The 17,061-nt window shown below is 66.9% G+C and carries 17 protein-coding genes and 1 tRNA gene; 8 read left to right on the top strand and 10 right to left on the bottom strand.

Annotation, left to right across the window (positions count from 1 at the left end; all coding sequences use genetic code 11):
• Window positions 1-6: 6 nt before the first annotated feature.
• Window positions 7-1,065 carry a GGDEF domain-containing protein gene (locus WFK61_RS17965; protein ID WP_336813451.1) on the bottom strand — a complete coding sequence of 353 codons (1,059 nt, stop codon included), beginning with the start codon at window positions 1,063-1,065 and terminating at the stop codon, window positions 7-9.
• A 184-nt stretch (window positions 1,066-1,249) separates the two neighbouring features.
• Complete coding sequence (locus WFK61_RS17960) at window positions 1,250-2,725, bottom strand: DEAD/DEAH box helicase (RefSeq protein WP_336813450.1); 1,476 nt, start codon at window positions 2,723-2,725, stop codon at window positions 1,250-1,252.
• A gap of 162 nt (window positions 2,726-2,887) precedes the next feature.
• On the opposite strand from WFK61_RS17960, the gene WFK61_RS17955 reads away from it, so the two are divergent.
• Complete coding sequence (locus WFK61_RS17955; protein ID WP_336813449.1) at window positions 2,888-3,583, top strand: alpha/beta fold hydrolase; 696 nt, start codon at window positions 2,888-2,890, stop codon at window positions 3,581-3,583.
• 6 nt (window positions 3,584-3,589) lie between these two features.
• Here the strand turns inward: WFK61_RS17955 and WFK61_RS17950 are convergent, their stop codons facing one another.
• From WFK61_RS17950 to parE, 3 genes are all read right to left on the bottom strand, one after another.
• Window positions 3,590-3,850 (bottom strand): hypothetical protein, encoded by a 261-nt coding sequence (locus WFK61_RS17950; protein WP_336813448.1) that lies wholly within the window; start codon window positions 3,848-3,850, stop codon window positions 3,590-3,592.
• A gap of 101 nt (window positions 3,851-3,951) precedes the next feature.
• Entirely contained in the window at window positions 3,952-4,893 is a 942-nt protein-coding gene (locus WFK61_RS17945; RefSeq protein ID WP_336813447.1) for a LysR family transcriptional regulator, read from the bottom strand.
• 156 nt (window positions 4,894-5,049) lie between these two features.
• Window positions 5,050-7,131 (bottom strand): DNA topoisomerase IV subunit B, encoded by a 2,082-nt coding sequence (gene parE / locus WFK61_RS17940; RefSeq protein WP_336813446.1) that lies wholly within the window; start codon window positions 7,129-7,131, stop codon window positions 5,050-5,052.
• A gap of 210 nt (window positions 7,132-7,341) precedes the next feature.
• Here parE and WFK61_RS17935 point away from each other — a divergent pair, with 210 nt between their 5' ends.
• The 3 genes from WFK61_RS17935 (at window position 7,342) to WFK61_RS17925 (ending at window position 10,036) form a co-directional block, all read left to right on the top strand.
• The gene (locus WFK61_RS17935; protein ID WP_336813445.1) at window positions 7,342-7,608 is read left to right on the top strand and encodes a hypothetical protein; all 267 of its coding nucleotides are present in this window, start codon (window positions 7,342-7,344) and stop codon (window positions 7,606-7,608) included.
• A 145-nt stretch (window positions 7,609-7,753) separates the two neighbouring features.
• Complete coding sequence (locus WFK61_RS17930) at window positions 7,754-9,136, top strand: hypothetical protein (RefSeq protein ID WP_336813444.1); 1,383 nt, start codon at window positions 7,754-7,756, stop codon at window positions 9,134-9,136.
• 6 nt (window positions 9,137-9,142) lie between these two features.
• Window positions 9,143-10,036 carry a glycosyltransferase family 2 protein gene (locus WFK61_RS17925; RefSeq protein ID WP_336813443.1) on the top strand — a complete coding sequence of 298 codons (894 nt, stop codon included), beginning with the start codon at window positions 9,143-9,145 and terminating at the stop codon, window positions 10,034-10,036.
• 24 nt (window positions 10,037-10,060) lie between these two features.
• Here the strand turns inward: WFK61_RS17925 and WFK61_RS17920 are convergent, their stop codons facing one another.
• The 3 genes from WFK61_RS17920 to WFK61_RS17910 form a co-directional block, all read right to left on the bottom strand.
• Window positions 10,061-11,194 carry a glycosyltransferase gene (locus WFK61_RS17920; protein ID WP_336813442.1) on the bottom strand — a complete coding sequence of 378 codons (1,134 nt, stop codon included), beginning with the start codon at window positions 11,192-11,194 and terminating at the stop codon, window positions 10,061-10,063.
• Between the two features lie 191 nt (window positions 11,195-11,385).
• Window positions 11,386-12,795, bottom strand: a complete 1,410-nt coding sequence (gene glnA, locus WFK61_RS17915; protein ID WP_257734830.1) for a type I glutamate--ammonia ligase — start codon at window positions 12,793-12,795, stop codon at window positions 11,386-11,388.
• 98 nt (window positions 12,796-12,893) lie between these two features.
• Window positions 12,894-13,232 (bottom strand): P-II family nitrogen regulator, encoded by a 339-nt coding sequence (locus tag WFK61_RS17910; RefSeq protein WP_257734831.1) that lies wholly within the window; start codon window positions 13,230-13,232, stop codon window positions 12,894-12,896.
• A gap of 279 nt (window positions 13,233-13,511) precedes the next feature.
• On the opposite strand from WFK61_RS17910, the gene WFK61_RS17905 reads away from it, so the two are divergent.
• Window positions 13,512-15,047 carry an NAD(P)H-hydrate dehydratase gene (locus WFK61_RS17905; protein ID WP_336813441.1) on the top strand — a complete coding sequence of 512 codons (1,536 nt, stop codon included), beginning with the start codon at window positions 13,512-13,514 and terminating at the stop codon, window positions 15,045-15,047.
• Window positions 15,048-15,109: 62 nt separating this feature from the next.
• Here WFK61_RS17905 and WFK61_RS17900 read toward each other — a convergent pair whose 3' ends face one another.
• Complete coding sequence (locus tag WFK61_RS17900) at window positions 15,110-15,676, bottom strand: PRC-barrel domain-containing protein (protein WP_336813440.1); 567 nt, start codon at window positions 15,674-15,676, stop codon at window positions 15,110-15,112.
• Between the two features lie 269 nt (window positions 15,677-15,945).
• On the opposite strand from WFK61_RS17900, the gene WFK61_RS17895 reads away from it, so the two are divergent.
• Complete coding sequence (locus WFK61_RS17895; protein ID WP_336813439.1) at window positions 15,946-16,149, top strand: hypothetical protein; 204 nt, start codon at window positions 15,946-15,948, stop codon at window positions 16,147-16,149.
• Window positions 16,150-16,169: 20 nt separating this feature from the next.
• Here the strand turns inward: WFK61_RS17895 and WFK61_RS17890 are convergent, their stop codons facing one another.
• Window positions 16,170-16,457, bottom strand: coding sequence for a hypothetical protein (locus tag WFK61_RS17890; RefSeq protein WP_336813438.1), 288 nt, complete (start codon window positions 16,455-16,457; stop codon window positions 16,170-16,172).
• A 149-nt stretch (window positions 16,458-16,606) separates the two neighbouring features.
• On the opposite strand from WFK61_RS17890, the gene WFK61_RS17885 reads away from it, so the two are divergent.
• Together WFK61_RS17885 and WFK61_RS17880 are read left to right on the top strand one after the other, a co-directional pair.
• Window positions 16,607-16,888, top strand: coding sequence for a hypothetical protein (locus tag WFK61_RS17885; protein ID WP_336813437.1), 282 nt, complete (start codon window positions 16,607-16,609; stop codon window positions 16,886-16,888).
• An 89-nt stretch (window positions 16,889-16,977) separates the two neighbouring features.
• Window positions 16,978-17,052 (top strand) — tRNA-Lys (locus tag WFK61_RS17880).
• Window positions 17,053-17,061: the final 9 nt, after the last annotated feature.

Below are 17,061 nucleotides of genomic sequence, written 5' to 3'. Positions count from 1 at the left end.
ACCGGCTCAGGCGACGCGGGGCGTCGTTTCCAGCGCGTCCTCGGTCACGGTGCGGTTGCGGCCGTCGCGCTTGGCCTGCATCAGCGACTGGTCGGCCCGGTCCACCAAGGAGCCGGCCGTGTCGCCGCGGCGATAGCTGGCGACGCCGAGCGAGATGGTGATGCGGCCGAGATTCACGTTGGTCGAGCGCTTGATCAGCTCGCGCGTCAGCAGCGCCTGGCGCACCGTCTCGGCGCCGAACTTGCCGGCGATCAGGTCGGCCTCCGGCAGGATGATGGCGAATTCCTCGCCGCCGAAGCGGGTGATGATCGCCTTGTCCTTGAACTTGTCCTTCATCGTGCGCGCGACGAGGCGCAGCACCTGGTCGCCCGTGAGGTGGCCATGGGCATCGTTGAAGCGCTTGAAGAAGTCGATATCGGCCATGACCAGCGCGAAGGGCTCGCGGCGCAGCGTCGCCTGATCGATCGACTTCTGCAGCATCTCCTCGAAATGGCGGCGGTTGGCGAGCCCGGTCAGCGGGTCGGTGAGGGCTTCGGCGCGCGTCGATTCCAGCGCCTCGCGCAGATTGCGGATCTCGTTCGAGCTGTTGCGCAGTTCCGCCTCGAGCTGGGCTTTGCGCGTGACTTCCTCGCGGGTCGACATCACCAGCGCCTCGACCCATTCGCGCAGCTTGTGGCGATCGGTCGCCGGCGGCACATCCTCGGACATGGCGCAGAGACGGCCGTGATAGAGCTCGCTGGAGCCAAGCGCCTTGTCGACGAGGCCCATCATCGAGTCGATCTCGCTGAGTACCTGCAGGCTCGTGCGCTCCGCCTGGCGCGAGAAACGCTCGGTGCTGATGAAGCGCTCATAGAGGCTGTCGATATCGGCGGCGGAGACCTTGCCGTCGCTGCCGGTGATGATCGCGTTCATCGCGATGCTGACAGCCGGAATCTCGCCGCTCAGATGAGCGTACCAGACCTCGAAGGCGCGCGGATAACTCGGCGAGCCATGCTCTCGCATCGCCGCGACGACGCGCTCGGCGAGATCATCAGTGCGGGCGGGAACCGAAACCAGGTCGTCCATGCCTTCGCCATCCGGTATGAAGCCGGGTCGCGGCCTTCGGCCACGTCAGCTTCGATCAAACAATCGAAGCGGGACATCCTGTCCGCATATACGGCGGCATGCGCCCGTCCGTCGCGAAGGTCATCCCGCCGCGACGAAACGCAATCTAGGGCGATGTCGTTAAAAACGGGTTGATGCCGTAACGTTATCCGACACGTGTCGGGCGCAGCAGGAACGCCGGGACGTGATCGCCCAGCCCCTTCACCTGCGGGCCGTCATCGTCGTCGCGGCCACGCGAGCCGCGCCCGCGACGGTGCTCGTCATGAGTGCGCGCAGCCGGCGGTGGGGCTGCCGTTTCGGAATCGGGCCGGATCGGCACGCGGCGAGGCTTGCGCGGCGCATCGGCCTCGCTCTCGGGTTCGTCCAGCCGCGCAGGCCTGGACTCTGCGCGCGCGCCACGCTCCGGCCGCCCGCGGCCATCGCGCGACGATGAGCGCTTGTCGTCCCGGCGCCCGCCACGGCGTTCCTCGCGCGGCTGGCCCGGAGGCAGGGCGTCGAGGCCGGGGCCTTCGAAGGCGATGGTCTGGCCGGTCAGCTTCTCGACGGCGGAGACGAGCTTGTCGTCATGGCGCGTGACGATCGTGAAGGCAGAGCCCAAGCGGCCGGCGCGGCCGGTGCGGCCGATGCGGTGGACATAATCCTCGGCATGGGTCGGCACGTCGAAATTGAAGACATGGCTGACGGCCGGGATATCGAGGCCGCGTGCCGCGACGTCCGAAGCGACGAGAATCGGGTTCTCGCCGGTGCGGAAGGATTCCAGCGCCGCCATACGGGCATACTGGTCCATGTCGCCATGGAGCGCGACGGCCGGGAAGCCATGGCGCTGCAGCGACTTGTGCAGCGTCGCGACATCGCGCTTGCGGTTGCAGAAGACGATCGCGTTCTGGAGGTCGACCGCACCCTTGATCAGCTTGCGCAGCGTCTCGCGCTTCTCGAAATCCTGCGCGTTCGAGGCGATGAGGCGCTGGGTGATCGTCGCGGCGGCGGTCGCAGGACGGGAAACCTCGACACGCACCGGATTGTGCAGGAACTGCTCAGAGATGCGGGTGATCTCCGGCGGCATGGTCGCGGTGAAGAACAGCGTCTGGCGCGTGAAGGGCACGAGCTTGCAGATCCGCTCGATGTCCGGGATGAAGCCCATGTCGAGCATCCGGTCGGCCTCGTCGATGACGAGCAGCTCGACGCCGGTCAGCAGGAGCTTGCCGCGCTCGACATGATCGAGCAGGCGGCCGGGCGTCGCGATCAGCACGTCGACGCCGCGGGTGATCTTGGCGTCCTGGTCGCCGAAGGAGACGCCGCCGATCAGGAGCGCGACCGAGAGCTTCTGGTTGACGCCGTAGCGGGTGAAGTTTTCCTCGACCTGTGCCGCAAGCTCGCGCGTCGGCTCCAGGATCAGGGTGCGCGGCATCCGGGCCCGGGCGCGGCCGGTCTCCAGGATGGTGAGCATCGGCAGCGTGAAGGCCGCGGTCTTGCCGGTGCCGGTCTGGGCGATGCCCAGAACGTCCTTGCGGGCAAGAACATGCGGAATGGCCTGGGCCTGGATGGGGGTCGGCGTGTTATAGCCTGCGGCCGTGACGGCCGTCAGAACCTTTTCGCTCAAGCCGAGTTCGGCAAATGACATCGCGTATCGTGCTTCTTCTGGGTCGGTGAAACGCGGCGGGATGACCTGCTCAACCACCACGTTGGCGCGACGACAGTTCCTGCGCGCCTTCGGACCCGTGTGGAATGCAAAGAAAACGCGGCAAAGTCAATCATCTAGCCTCGAAAGGACTGCTTGAACCTCATGAAGGAGCCGCTCGTTCTCGTTCCCGGCCTGAGTTGCAACGCCGCGCTCTATGCTCCGCAATGGCCCGCGCTCGCCGATGGACGCCCGATCCTGGTTGCCGATCACGCCCGCGACGACACGCTGCCCGCCATCGCGCAACGCCTGCTTGCGGCCGCGCCGCCGCGTTTCGCGCTCTGTGGCCTGTCGATGGGCGGCTATGTCGCGTTCGAGGTCCTGCGGCAGGCGCCCGAGCGCGTGACGCGGCTTGCCTTGCTCGATACCAGCGCCAAGCCGGCGACGCCCGAGACGAACGAGCCGCGCCAGCAGATGATCGCGCTCGCCGAGAAGGGCGCCTTCGACAACGTGACGACGCTGCTCTGGCAGAGGCTGGTGGCGCCGGGGCGCCTGACCGACGAGCCCTTGCGCCTGCTGGTGCGCCGGATGGCCGACGAGATCGGGGCCGAAGGTTTCTTGCGCCAGCAAAAAGCGATCATGAAGCGGCCGGATTCGCGGCCTTTGCTGGCGAACCTCTCAATTCCGACGCTGGTTCTGGTCGGGCAGGAGGATGAGATCACGCCCGTCGCCGAGGCGCAGGAAATGGCCGGCCTTGCCGGCGGGGCGGCACGGCTCGCGGTCGTGCCGGGCTGCGGTCACCTCTCGACACTGGAGGCGCCGGAGGCCGTGACGGCGGACCTGCTGCGCTGGCTCGGCTAAGCGCCGTCAGCGGGGCAGGGCGCAGGGGTCGAGCTTCGTCGCGTTGGCGGTCTGGCCGATCGAGCCGGTGATCATCGGGTCGGTGGGCTGGCGCTTCGAAGCGGCAAGGCTGACGGCGGCCATCCGGTCCTTGTCGAGGGAAGCGGTCTGGCTCGACAGGAAATTGGCGGCGATGACCGACAGGAAGGCGATGGCCGCGCCGGCCTTGGCGATATCGGCGGCAAGCGTGCCGCGGTTGTCCTTCCAGAACATCTCGATCAGGCGCATGGCGCACTCTCCGTGGCCCGTGACAGCACGAGCGTTGCGTCACCATGCGCCCGGAGCAGTAAAAGGATGGTTAGCCAAGTCTTGCCCGATTGCGGAGACCTTTAGGAATCGCCCTCCGAGCGGACCTCCCTGCCGGCAAGCCGAGCTTGATGATCCCTAAAGAGCTTGCGCAGGGCCGCCAGCACGGCTGCGACGCCAGGCCTGCGGCGCGAGACCTCGTGCGAGACCAGAAAGATGTCGTCGCCGGTTTCCTCGGGCGGCGACTGGAGGCGGCGCAGCGTCGGGTCGGAATCGCCCATGAAACAGGGCGCCATCGACAGCGCCCCGGCCGAACGGATGCTCTCGTAGCGCGCCGCGGAATCGCCGACGCGGGCCGCGATCGGGCGGCCTGCCGCATAGGCCATGATGTGATCGTCGATCCGCGAGGAGGTCTCGCGATTGACCGAGATGATCGGAGCCGTCGCGGGGTCGACGTCGCGGCGCACATAGAGCGTCTGCATCAGGCGCCCGACCTTCTGGGCGTAATGACCGGGCTCGCCCGGAACCCGCGTCATCCGCAATGCGATATCGGCCTCGCCGCGCGCCAGGTCGAGCCGGTCGCGCGTGCTGATGATCACGATCTCGACCCCGCCGGCCGCCTGCGAGATCGCGGTCGCGTTCATGGTCAGCAGCAGGCTGATCGAGGTGGTGGCGGTGATCCGGACCGGTGCGTCGGCGCGCGGGCGGGCGGCATCGGCGCGGATCGCGAAACGCTTGGCGGCGGCCTCGACCAGGGCGGCCTCGCTGGCCAGCTCCCTGCCGATCACGGTCGGCACCAGCCGGTTGGCCTCGCGGGTGAAGAGCTGCAGGCCAAGCTCGGTTTCGAAGCCCTTGAGCCGGCGCGCGACGGTGGCCTCGCTCAGGCCTAGCTGCGCCGCCGCCACGGCCATCGACCCGCCGACGGCGATGGCGTTGAAGATCCGGATGTCGTCCCAGGACGCCTGTCCGGCTGGCGATGCCAGTTCACCGTCGCGTCCAGATGGAGGGGAAGCAGGCTCGCCCATGCCGTCAGTGGCCAGTCCCAGTTGGAGTGGTGTCGGCGGTCATGGCGGTCCGGAGCGTGGGGAGGGTTCGACATGCGCGAACCCTGCCGGGAAACATTGCGCCGGGCAGCCCGCCGGGCTTGGACCCCAGCCCTGCAAACATGCAGGGCTCAGCTCTCACAGGTCGATCAGTTCGCCGGCAAAGGCGGCGCGTTCCTGGATGAAGACGAAGCGCGCTTCCGGCTTGTTGCCCATCAGCCGCTCGACCGTGTCGGAGGTTTCCTCCTTGGCCTCGTGGTCCACCATAACCTTGAGCAGGATGCGCTTGCTCGGGTCCATCGTGGTTTCCTTGAGCTGCGCTGGCATCATTTCGCCAAGGCCCTTGAAGCGCGAAATCTCTGGCTTCTTGCCCTTGAAGACGGTCTCGATCAGCTCGTCCTTATGGGCATCGTTGCGGGCATAGACACTCTTGCCGCCGTGCTGGAGCCGGAAGAGCGGCGGCACGGCGAGATAGAGATGCCCCTTCTCGATCAGACGCGGCATCTGGCGCCAGAAGAAGGTGACCAGCAGCGAGGCGATATGGGCGCCGTCGACATCGGCGTCGGTCATCACGATGACCTTCTCGTAGCGCAGGTCGTCCTCCCGGAACTGCGTGCCGATGCCGCAACCCAGGGCCAGGATGAGATCGGCGAGCTGCTGGTTCTGGTTCAGCTTCTCGCGCGTCGCATTGGCGACGTTGAGGATCTTGCCGCGCAAAGGCAGGATCGCCTGGTTCGCGCGGTTGCGCGCCTGCTTGGCCGAACCGCCGGCCGAGTCGCCCTCGACGATGAAGAGCTCGGAGCCGGCCGCGCCAGCATTCGAGCAATCGGCGAGCTTGCCGGGCAGGCGCAGCTTCCGGGTCGCGGTCTTGCGCGAGACTTCCTTTTCGAGGCGCCGGCGCAGGCGCTCCTCGGCCCGGTCCACCGACCAGTCGAGCAGGCGCAAGGCCTGCTGCGGGGCCGCCGCGAGCCAATGATCGAAAGCGTCGCGCACCGCGCTCTCGACGATGCGATGCGCCTCCTGCGTCGCGAGCTTGTCCTTGGTCTGGCCCTGGAATTCCGGCTCGCGGATGAAGACCGAGAGCATGGCGGCGCAAGTGGCCATGACATCGTCGGAAGTGACCTGCGCCATGCGCTTCGATTGGCCGATGCGCTCGGCATGGTCGCGCAGGCCACGCAGCAGCGCGATGCGCAGGCCCTGCTCATGCGTGCCGCCCTCGGGCGTCGGAATCGTGTTGCAGTACGAGGACGAGAAGCCGTCCTCGCCGGTCGCGAGCCAGGCCACCGCCCATTCGAGCGAGCCGTGGCTGCCGTCCTTGGTGATCTTGCCGGAGAAGATCGGCTCGGCGACGAGGTCCTTGCCCTCGATCTCGCGGCCGAGATAGTCGCGCAAGCCGCCGGGGAAGCGGAACACGGCCTCGGCCGCGACATCGCCCTCGGGCTTCAGCAGCGATGGCGCGCAGGTCCAGCGGATCTCGACGCCGCCGAAGAGATAGGCCTTGGAGCGCGCCATCCTGAACAGGCGGGCCGGGGAGAAATGCGCGCCCTCGCCGAAGATCTGCGCATCCGGATGGAAGCGCACCCTGGTGCCGCGTCGGTTGGCGACGGCGCCGACCGTCTCCAGCGGCCCCTGCGGCAGGCCGCGCGAGAAGATCTGGCGGTAGAGCGTCTTGCCGCGCGCGACCTCGACCTCAAGCCGGTCCGACAGCGCGTTGACCACGGAGACGCCGACGCCGTGCAGGCCGCCCGAGGTCTCATAGGCCTTCGAGTCGAATTTTCCGCCGGCATGCAGCGTCGTCATGATGACTTCGAGCGCCGACTTGCCCGGGAATTTCGGGTGCGGATCGACCGGGATGCCGCGGCCGTTATCCGTCACGGCAAGCGAGCCGTCCTCGAATAGTTCGACATCGATGAAGGTGGCGTGGCCCGCCACCGCCTCGTCCATGGCGTTGTCGATCACCTCGGCGAAGAGATGGTGCAGGGCGCGCTCATCGGTGCCGCCGATATACATGCCCGGCCGGCGACGGACTGGTTCCAGCCCTTCGAGAACCTCGATGGCGGAGGCATCGTAGCCGGCCTCGGACAGCGTGCCGTTGCGGGCCGGGGCGACGGGCGCCGGCGCGGCCTTGGGGCTTGCGGCGGGCGGGCGCGCTTCCGGCCGCGGGCTTGCCGCGTCGGGCCGCTCCGGCTCCGAGCCGAAAAGATCGCCGTTATCCGCCATTGCCAACCGATTGTTCCTGATTCGTGACTGTGAACTCTAGCGCATCACGCTGCGCAACGCCCTGTCAGGAACCGCTTATAGACACCTCATCCGCAGATCGAAACCGCTACGCCGCCGCAGCTCGCGCTCCCGTCACAACCCTGTCGTCGGCATGGGCAAGAGCGAGGTGGAACAGACCTGTTCAGCCCACGTTAACCATCGGCGCCGAGGATGATGAATACGGTCAGGCCTATGCGGATTTCCGCAATGCGCTATGATCGGCCTAAAGGGGAGAAGGCCGTGGCGTCGCGTCAGTCTGTGCCGGTTGCGGGTATCGCGGGTTTGCAGCGTACTGCACGCCTCGCCGGCGAATCCTTCGGTCACGAGGATGTCATCGGCAGGCCTCTTTCTGCCTCCGATCCGCATGCTTCGCGCTGGCTCTGGTGGCTCGCTGCGGCCGCGGCATCGGTCGGCCTCGCGGTTCTGCACTTCTCCTGAAAGCCGCCCTCGCATAGCGGGGAAGTATCAACCTTTTTGCCTTAAGGCCTGTGGCCGAAGGGGAAAGGTTCATGCATCCCGGCATCGGTTTTCGCGCCCTTGAACGCAGGGCTCGCGGTTTCGCTTCCGGCGAGACGGTGGTCTGATGGCCAAGATCGCCGCCTTGGGCGCCTATGTCTATCAGGCGCTGCTGGCCCTCGGCCTGCTCATTGCCGTCTCCAATCTGCTTCCGGCGCCGGACTATGTCGCCTATTCGCTGTTCGTCTCGATCGCCCAGTTCGCCGATATCGCCTGCTTCCAATGGATACGTGCTGCCTGCAGCCGCTTCTATCCCGGCCCGGACGGCGAGAGCGAAGAGCGGGAGCGCGGCCTCATCGTCACCCAGTTCATCGGCAGTGCTGTCCTGTGCGTCCTGGGCGTGGTGGCCGCGACGCTCTTCGATGTGCCGCTCTGGCTCGCGCTGGCGGGTGCTGCCACGGCGATCCTGCAAGGTAGCGGAGAACTGCACCTGACCATGCTCCGCTTCCGGCAGCAGTTCAGCCTGTTCTCCTGGCTCCAGGGCGCCCGCGCCTCGATCCTGGCGGCTGCGACGCTCGCCGGCGCCGCGATCGGCGGCGATCTCACGCATACGGTGGCGGGAGTCCTGGCGGGCAACCTGATCTACTTCATTTCGGCCTGCGTCCTGTCCCGCCACATCCTGCCCTGGTCTCGCGCCTGGGACGGCACGGCCGCCAGGCGCAATCTGGTCTATGGCGGCGTCTCGGCCGGTGCGTCGGTCGCCGGCGTGCTCGCGCCGCTCGGCCTCAAGAGCATCTTCGTGAGCGTGCTCGGTCCGGCGACCGCGGCCGGGCCACTGCTGGCGCTCGACCTGCTGCAGCGGCCGTTCGGCATGATCATTACGTCGCTGCAGGCGGTGCGTTATCCCGAGCTGGTGGCGCGGTTCGACCAGGAGGGTGATTCCGGAGCCATCCGGATGGAGCTCGGCCGATATTATGCCCTGCTGACCGGCTTCGCCCTGATCGGCGCCGCAGGGATGATCGCTCTGCTCGATGGCGCGACCCGGGCTGTCGTCCCGCTCGCCTTGCAGCATTCCTTCCTGGAGACGGCACCGGCGATCATGCTGGTGGCCCTCCTGCGCGCCCTCACGCATACGCTGCTGTCGACGCCGGCGCATCTGCAGCGCCGGTTGCCCGCCATCGTCGGGCTGGCCGTGCTCGACTGCATCCTGACCTGCGCCGGGGCGCTGCTGGCGGCGGCGGTCTTCCCGGGCAGCGGTGCGGCCATCGCCGCCGGCGCTGCCGGTGGTGCGGCGATGGCGGCAGGCTTCGGCGCGTTCATGCTGCGTCGGCAACCCTTCGTCATGCCCTGGCAGCCGGTGCTGCTGTCGGGGGCGGCCCTCGCGCTGTCCTGGCTCAGCGCAAGCTGGTTCGCGGGCGACCTGCTGCTGTCGACCAGCGTGGCGCTCGCCTGCGCGCTCGCCCTCGGTGCAGCTCCCCTATTCACCCTCGTCCGCTGGATAGCACGCTGAGGTTTCATGACCGCCACGCCATCAAACATCGTCGTCGGCATCGCCACCTCCGGCCGCCGCGAAGCCTTGCGGGAGACGCTGATCCAGCTCGATCGGCAGGAATTGCGCCCGCAGCGCATCCTGATCTGCCCCTCCGCAGACGACGACGTCGATTGGGAGCACGCCGCAAGCCTGACTATCGCGGCAGAGCGTATCGACGGACCGAGGGGGCTGACAGCGCAACGCAACGCCATCCTCGACGCGGCGGGCGATCCGGACCTGATCGTGTTCTTCGACGACGACTATCTACCGGCCGATAGCTTCCTCGCCGAGACGGAACGGCTGTTCCGGCAGAACCCGGACATCATCGCCGCGACCGGCCACGTCCTCGCCGACAGCGTCCATGGTCCGGGCATCGAGCTGGACGAGGCCTTGGCGGTCCTGGCCGGCGACCGGCCTCCGCGGGAGACGCGTATCTGGCCCGTCGAGAACACCTATGGCTGCAACATGGCGTTCCGCATGGCGACCATCCGGCAGGTCGGGGCGCGCTTCGACGAGAAGCTGCCGCTCTACGGCTGGCAGGAAGATGTCGACTTCTGCGCCCTGCTCGCGGCCAGCGGCAGGATCGTACATGCCACGGCGTTGCGCGGCGTGCACCGCGCCGTCAAACGCGGCCGCACCTCAGGGGTGCGCTTCGGCTACTCGCAGGTCGCGAATACCGTGTATCTGGCGCGCAAGGGAACGATGCGCCCGGCCCGTGCCTGGCGCCTGTCAGCTCCGCCCGTCATCGCCAACGTGGTCTGCAGCCTGCTGCCGCAAAGCCTGATCGATCGGCGGGGCCGGTTGAAGGGCAATCTGCTCGCGCTGTGGGATCTGGCGCGCGGACGCCTCGACCCGCAGCGCATCCTGTCGCTCGATTGAGCGCCTGAACCCGGCTGCGTCGGGTCAGGTCTTCTGCAGCCGCTCGTAGAAGCTGACATGGGCAAGGGCAGCCTCGTCCCATAGCCGCGCGAGATCGACGCCGATCGCCTCGGTCTTGCGCGCCTGCGCGGCGAGCACGGCATCGGCGAAACGTTCGGGCGTGGCATCGACCGGGCAGAGCACCGTTGCCGGATTCTCGATCTTCGCCTTGAGCGCCGGAGCGAGCGCGAACTCGTCCTGCCGCTCGGCTTCCGTCGAGACCAGCGGGATCGCCAGCTGGCTGACGGCCTGGAAGCTGCCGCGCCGCGTGCTGATCCCGTCGGTGAAGGGCAGCAGGAAGACGTCGGCGGCCGAGAGCGTCGCCATCAGCTCGCCTTCGTCGTCGATCCGGCCGCGGAAATCGAGCCAGTCGGCCACCCCGAGCTCGCCGGCCAGCGCCAGGAAGGCCTCGCGATCCCCGGGTTTGTCCCAGAGGAAATCGCCGCAGATCAGCAGACGCGCCTTGACGCCGCGCTCATGCAGCGCCCGCGTCGTGCGCAGCAGGACGTCGGGCCGCTTGCTGGCATAGAGCACGCCGAAATAGCCGATCACGACATCGGCTTCGCTGGCGCCGCTGCCACGCAGCTTCGCCCGTTCTGCCGCGACCCGGTCTGGATCGATGCGCGCCGGCATGATGTTGGGGCCGATCGGGATGACCGGCGCCGCCTGCTTCTTCGTAGCACCAACCAATGGCGTCTTCAGGAAGCTCTCGCGCTGCTGCGGCGAGACGAAGACGAAGCCGTCGCAGGCCAGGATGTCCGGCACCATCGAGAGATAGCGCAGACGGTTGAGCGAGGCCCATTCGTGCAGGGTGATGGCGATACGCCCCTTGCGCGTCAGCAATCGCGCCGCCATCAGCGCCGAGCCCGGCACGACGCTGTTGCCCCAGCCCTCGATCGGCATCTGGAAATGCACGATACGGTCGCGGCGCAATTCCTCAGCGATGGCGCCGACGAAGGCCGCTGGCCGTTCCGGCTCGATCGTTCGGACCGCGATGAGACCCGGACGCAGCGCATTGACGGCGCCTGCGAGCCGATAGGCGTAGTCCATCACCGCGCAGGTGACGGGCCGGGCCGAGCCGAAGATGACGACGGAGGGGGCGGGAGAGGAAGAGTGCATAAGCCTGCGGGCCGTGCGGAGGACGAGGCGCCGTCTATCGCACAGCTTTCCTAAGCTTGCGTGAGCATACCTTGGCAGGGATTGGATGTAGGGCGCAGCCCAACAAAAAACCGGGGCGTTTCCGCCCCGGCTGGAAATTGGACTGATAGGCGCCGCAGTCAGGAGGAAATCCTGTCCGGGCGGAACCCTGCTCAGTACGAGTAGTACATCGCAAACTCGACCGGGTGCGGCGTCATCTCGAAGCGTGCCACGTCCTGCATCTTGAGCTCGATATAGCTGTCGATGAAGTCGTCGTTGAAGACGCCGCCGGCCTTGAGATAGGCGTTGTCCTTCTTGAGCGCTTCCAGCGCCTCGCGCAGTGAGCCGCAGACCGTCGGGATCTTCTTCAGCTCGCGCGGCGGCAGGTCGTAGAGATCCTTGTCCATGGCCGGGCCCGGATCGATCTTGTTCACGATGCCGTCGAGGCCGGCCATCAGCATGGCCGCGAAGGCGAGATAGGGGTTCGCCATCGGATCGGGGAAGCGGACCTCGACGCGCTTGGCCTTCGGCGAGGTCGTCCACGGAATACGGCAGGAAGCCGAGCGGTTGCGCGCCGAATAGGCGAGCAGCACCGGGGCCTCATAGCCCGGGACGAGGCGCTTGTAGGAGTTGGTCGACGGGTTGGTGAAGGCGTTCAGCGACTTGGCGTGCTTGATGATGCCGCCGATGTACCAGAGGCACTCCTGCGACAGGTCGGCATACTTGTTGCCCGCGAAGACCGGCTTGCCGTTCTTCCAGATCGACTGATGGACATGCATGCCCGAGCCGTTATCGCCATAGATCGGCTTCGGCATGAAGGTCGCGGTCTTGCCGTAGCTCTGGGCCACGTTGTGGATCGCGTACTTGTAGATCTGCATCAGGTCGGCGGTGTGCACGAGCGTGTCGAACTTCATGCCGAGCTCGTGCTGGGCCGAGGCGACCTCGTGGTGGTGCTTCTCGACAACCACGCCCATGGACTGCATCGCGGCCAGCATCTCGCCGCGCATGTCCTGCGCCGAATCCTGCGGCGGAACGGGGAAGTAGCCGCCCTTGGTGGCGATGCGGTGGCCGAGATTGCCGCCCTCGTAGTCGGAATAGCCGTTGGTCGGCAGCTCGACGTTATCGAGCTTGAAGGCGGTGTGGTACGGGTCGGCGGCGATCTTGACGTCGTCGAAGACGAAGAACTCGGCCTCGGGTCCGACATAGACGGTGTCGCCGATGCCGGTCGACTTCAGATAGGCCTCGGCCTTCTTGGCGATGCCACGCGGGTCGCGGCCATAGGGCTCGCCGGTGCCGGGCTCGAGCACGTCGCAGTTGATGACCATGGTCGGAGCCGAGAAGAACGGGTCCATCGTGGCGGTCGTCGGATCCGGCATCAGCAGCATGTCGGACTCGTTGATGGCCTTCCAGCCGGCGATCGAGGAGCCGTCGAACATCGTGCCCTCGGCGAAGATGTCCTCGTCGATCATGCCGACGTCGAAAGTCACGTGCTGCCACTTGCCGCGCGGGTCGGTGAAGCGGAAGTCGACATACTTGACGTCGTTGTCCTTGATCGCCTTCAGGACATCCTTGGCGCTTTTCATTTCAGCATTCCTCTTGCCAGCAGTTATTCAATTTCACGCTGCCGCGACCGGCTCCAATCCGGCCAGCGGCTCGTTATCCAATGATCGGGGGGAAGTCCTCAGATCGCGTCCGCGCCGGTCTCGCCGGTACGGATGCGGATCACCCCCTCGATGGTCGATACAAAAATCTTGCCATCTCCGATCCGGCCGGTCTGGGCGGCCTTCATGATGGCCTCGATGGCGCGGTCCAGCATCTCGTCGGCGAGCACGATCTCGATCTTCACCTTCGGCAGGAAGTCGACGACATATTCGGCGCCGCGATAAAGCTCGGTATGGCCCTTCTGGCGGCCGAAGCCCTTGGCTTCCAGCACCGTGATGCCCTGCAGCCCAACCTCCTGGAGCGCCTCCTTCACCTCGTCCAGCTTGAAGGGCTTGATGATCGCTTCGATCTTCTTCATGCGCCGACCGGCCTCCTTTGCATCTCGGGCTCCGGCTTGGGCCGGAACGTGGCTGGCAGCGTCCTCAGGGGCGGGGATGGCCCCCACGCTGTCGAACGAATGCAACCTTGCTTCTGCTCATAGCATTGGCGCCGACGCCCCGCCATGCGGCACCGCACGCGAACGCGCCTCGTGGAAAGGCAATAAACAGCACAAAAAATGAGCATCTGCATATCCGTTGATCATAAGCGGCATTCCGCCGCAACTTGCGGGATGGCCAGCCCCACCGGAAGATGCGGCATGGACGATACCGGCGACAATATCAGGGGCAAGGCGGAGCTAGCCCTGCTGACCACGCAGCAGATGGCGACGGCCGATCGCATCGCGATTGCGCAGGGCACGCCGGGCATCGCATTGATGGAGCGCGCGGGCCGCGTGGTAGCCGACGCCGTGCTCGACCGGGCCGGAGCCGGTCGCGTCGTGACGCTCGTGTGCGGGCCCGGAAACAATGGCGGCGACGGCTTCGTCGCGGCGCGCCTCCTGCGCGAGCAGGGCCTGACGGTTCGCGTGGTGCTGCCGGGCGGCGCGGATGGCTTCGCCGGCGATGCAGCCATTGCGCTGGGGCGCTGGGCGGGTCCGATCGAGCCGATGAATACGCTTCGTGACGGGCTGGGCGACGTCCTCGTCGATGCGATGTTTGGCGCCGGCCTGAAGCGCCCGCTCGCCGGCGCCTTCGCCGAGGCGACGAAGCTCATCAACGAGGCCGCTTGCCCCGTCATCGCGGTCGATATCCCCAGCGGCGTGTCAGGCGATACCGGCCTTGCCGAAGGTGTCGCGGTCAGGGCGGATGAGACCGTCACCTTCTTCCGGCTGAAACCGGGGCATCTGCTCCAGCCGGGCAGGGCGCTTTGCGGCCGGCTGAGGCTCGCCGACATCGGCATTCCCGCCGATGCGGCCCTCGCCGCGATCGGGCCTGCGGCTTTCCGCAACGATCTCGCGTTGTGGCGGCAGGCCTTGCCGCGCCATGGCGCCGATACCCACAAGTTCCGGCGTGGCGCGGTCGCTGCCCTCGCTGGCGGTGTGGCGGGTGTCGGCGCGCCGCGGCTCGGTGCGCGTGCGGCGCTTCGGGTGGGCGCCGGGCTTGCGACGATCCTCTGCGAGCCGGAAGCCTTGGCCGCCCACGCCGCGCGAGGCCCCGATGCCCTGATGCAGCGCGCCGTCGCGGATCGCCTCGCATTGGAGGCGTTTCTCGACGACCGCCGGATCGCGGCGGTTCTGGCCGGCCCCGCGCTCGGTCTCGGCCGGCGCGCGGAGGATCTGATCCGGGCTTCGATCGATTGGGACCGTCCGGCTGTCTTCGACGCCGACGCATTGACCTTGCTCGCCGGCCTCTCCGATGGCGGCGCGCGCAATCTCCGGGGCCGCAAAGACGCCCGCGAGACAGTGCTGACGCCACATGAGGGCGAGTTCCAGCGTCTGTTCGGCAAGGACGCCCTCGTCACCGGAGAGCCTTCGAAACTGGAACGCGCGCGGAAGGCGGCCGCGGCTTGCGGCGCCGTCATCGTCTACAAGGGCGCCGACACGGTCATCGCGGCGCCGGATGGGCAGGCCGCGATCAATGTCACAGGCTCTGCGGCTCTGGCGACGGCAGGTTCAGGCGACGTTCTGGGCGGGCTGATCGCCGGCCTCCTGGCGCAAGGCATGCCGGCGTTCGAGGCGAGCTGCGCGGCCGTCTGGCTGCATGGCCTCGCCGGCGAGAGGCTAGGCCTCGGCCTGATCGCGGACGATCTCCCTGAGGCGATACCACCGCTGCTGCAGGACCTTGTTGCCGGCTAAGCCGGCTCATGAAAAGGCCCGCCCCGTTTTCACGAGGCGGGCCTTTTCATTCATATGTCGGGTCAGGTGCCGGAATAGGTCACGCTCGGCGCGGACTTCAGCTGATCCTTGGTCAGCGTGATCTTGCCGTGATCCGGATACATGGCCGGGGCCTTGGGAGCCGCCGCAGCAGCCGGCGGAGAGGCCATGCCGCCACCCGCGCTACCGGCACCACCAGCGCTACCGGACGAGGCCGGCGCCGGGGCAGGAGCCGGCGGGGCGATCGGCTGATCGCTCCAGGTCACCTGGTCGAAGGGGATCGCGACATCCTTCGAGCCGATGCCGAGGAAGCCGCCGACGCCGATCGTCACCATCTCGACCTTGCCGGCCTTGTCGACGATCACCTCGGTGACGTCGCCGACCTTCTTGTCGTCCGGGCCGTAGACATCGACGCCGATCAGCTTGCTGGTGCGCCACTTGCCCTGGCCGGCGAGATTGGTTTCAGCCGGCGCGCTGACGCTCGACTGCGTCGCCGCAGGGGCCGCCGGAGCCGAAGAGGGCGGCGTCGGCGCGCTGGTCTGGGCCATCGCCGCGGTGGCAAGCATCGCGACGCCGACGGTCGAGAGCATGAAACGATGATTCTTGATCATGTCGTCCTCCAGAGTGTTTCCGCGGTGAAGCGGGTTATATCGACAACAAACGAGAGGCAATTTGGTTCGGATCGACGATGAATGATTTTCGCGATTTGAAGAGATGCGCCTTGGGCGAGGTCATGACTATCAAACAACCTGACAGGCTTGCGCAACGACCTGAATGAGCGGCGCATTTGCTTGGCGTCCGAACCTGTGATCGAATGCCGCATTCTGAGGAACGTCGCGGATGCGACACTGTTCCAGGCCCCGGGCCGAGAGGTGAGCCGATGCCGACAACCCCGATCGCGCTATCTCTGGATGAACGCACGCTCGCCGCGCTCGACCGGCATATCGAGCTTCATCGGCAGGGACACTCGCGCGCCGACATCATCGCGGAAATCCTGGTAGCCTGGGCCGCAAGCCCGGAGCATGCCGCGGAGCCTGACGAAGGGCTGCGCCCCGACGAACTCAACGCCACCAACGATTCCTGAGATCGGACGAAGACTGCCCGTCAGTCGTCGGCGTCGTCGCGGCGCAGTTCGAAAGCGAGCATGGCCTCGGCAAGGGCATGGAGCTCGCGCTCCTTGTCGGCACCATCAGGCATCGCATTCAGTTCTTCCACCCGCTGCTGCGCGCGGTCGTAGTCTTCCTCGGTATGGATCACGATGGGCAGCTTCACGGTGCTGATCTCCTGACAACGAAGCGAGACGTCGGTGCGCTGTGGCGCCGGCTTGCCACGATCGAGCGGCCCGGGCGCCGAACCGAACGCAGCCCAGGCGCGGCAGGTTCCCTTCAGCACAGGCCCGTTTCACGCATATCGGGAGCCGGCGGCGCTTTCACAACGCCTCCCGCCTTAGATTTCTCCTGCGCAACTTAAGCCTTCGGCAAGGCGAGACCGGCATGATGACTGCTCTCCAACTCGATGCAAGGCGCCGAAAAGGGCAGGCAATGCGAGGTTTTCTGATACCGGCCTGCCTGACGGCGGCAATGCTGGCCGCGGCGAGCGGGCCGGCATCCGCGTTCTGGCAGCGTTCGCAGGTTTCGGCCTGCTCGGACGCCACGACGGATGCGGAACGCCAGCGCCTGCGTTGCTGGGAGCTGAACGCCTATGCCGATCCGGGCTGGCCTACGCTTGGCGCTGGCGGCGGCGCATATCTCATGCCCGCGCCTTCCGCCCGGCATGGGCGAGGCTACAACAAGGGCGGCGGCGTGACCCGTCGGCTCGGCTGAAAGATGTGAGGAAGCAGGACGATCGCCGCCAAACGACATGTAACGAGTTGACCGGCGCCGTTCGGCTCCGTATGTCAGCGGCCCGGTGAGGGCGGGTAGCTCAGTGGTAGAGCACGTGACTTTTAATCATGTGGTCGTGGGTTCGATCCCCACCCCGCTCACCAACAAGATCA

Source organism: Allobosea sp. MMO-172, assembly GCF_037147855.1.
Taxonomy (GTDB): Bacteria; Pseudomonadota; Alphaproteobacteria; order Rhizobiales; family Beijerinckiaceae; genus Allobosea.
This window is presented reverse-complemented; position numbering and strand designations above follow the sequence as displayed.

Bases quoted from the DNA above. Each gene is read 5' to 3' on its own strand.
- WFK61_RS17965 (WP_336813451.1), bottom strand. From the start codon at position 1,065: ATGGACGACCTGGTTTCGGTTCCCGCCCGCACTGATGATCTCGCCGAG.
- WFK61_RS17960 (WP_336813450.1), bottom strand. From the start codon at position 2,725: ATGTCATTTGCCGAACTCGGCTTGAGCGAAAAGGTTCTGACGGCCGTC.
- WFK61_RS17955 (WP_336813449.1), top strand. From the start codon at position 2,888: ATGAAGGAGCCGCTCGTTCTCGTTCCCGGCCTGAGTTGCAACGCCGCG.
- WFK61_RS17950 (WP_336813448.1), bottom strand. From the start codon at position 3,850: ATGCGCCTGATCGAGATGTTCTGGAAGGACAACCGCGGCACGCTTGCC.
- WFK61_RS17945 (WP_336813447.1), bottom strand. From the start codon at position 4,893: ATGGGCGAGCCTGCTTCCCCTCCATCTGGACGCGACGGTGAACTGGCA.
- parE (WP_336813446.1), bottom strand. From the start codon at position 7,131: ATGGCGGATAACGGCGATCTTTTCGGCTCGGAGCCGGAGCGGCCCGAC.
- WFK61_RS17935 (WP_336813445.1), top strand. From the start codon at position 7,342: ATGATGAATACGGTCAGGCCTATGCGGATTTCCGCAATGCGCTATGAT.
- WFK61_RS17930 (WP_336813444.1), top strand. From the start codon at position 7,754: ATGGCCAAGATCGCCGCCTTGGGCGCCTATGTCTATCAGGCGCTGCTG.
- WFK61_RS17925 (WP_336813443.1), top strand. From the start codon at position 9,143: ATGACCGCCACGCCATCAAACATCGTCGTCGGCATCGCCACCTCCGGC.
- WFK61_RS17920 (WP_336813442.1), bottom strand. From the start codon at position 11,194: ATGCACTCTTCCTCTCCCGCCCCCTCCGTCGTCATCTTCGGCTCGGCC.
- glnA (WP_257734830.1), bottom strand. From the start codon at position 12,795: ATGAAAAGCGCCAAGGATGTCCTGAAGGCGATCAAGGACAACGACGTC.
- WFK61_RS17910 (WP_257734831.1), bottom strand. From the start codon at position 13,232: ATGAAGAAGATCGAAGCGATCATCAAGCCCTTCAAGCTGGACGAGGTG.
- WFK61_RS17905 (WP_336813441.1), top strand. From the start codon at position 13,512: ATGGACGATACCGGCGACAATATCAGGGGCAAGGCGGAGCTAGCCCTG.
- WFK61_RS17900 (WP_336813440.1), bottom strand. From the start codon at position 15,676: ATGATCAAGAATCATCGTTTCATGCTCTCGACCGTCGGCGTCGCGATG.
- WFK61_RS17895 (WP_336813439.1), top strand. From the start codon at position 15,946: ATGCCGACAACCCCGATCGCGCTATCTCTGGATGAACGCACGCTCGCC.
- WFK61_RS17885 (WP_336813437.1), top strand. From the start codon at position 16,607: ATGCGAGGTTTTCTGATACCGGCCTGCCTGACGGCGGCAATGCTGGCC.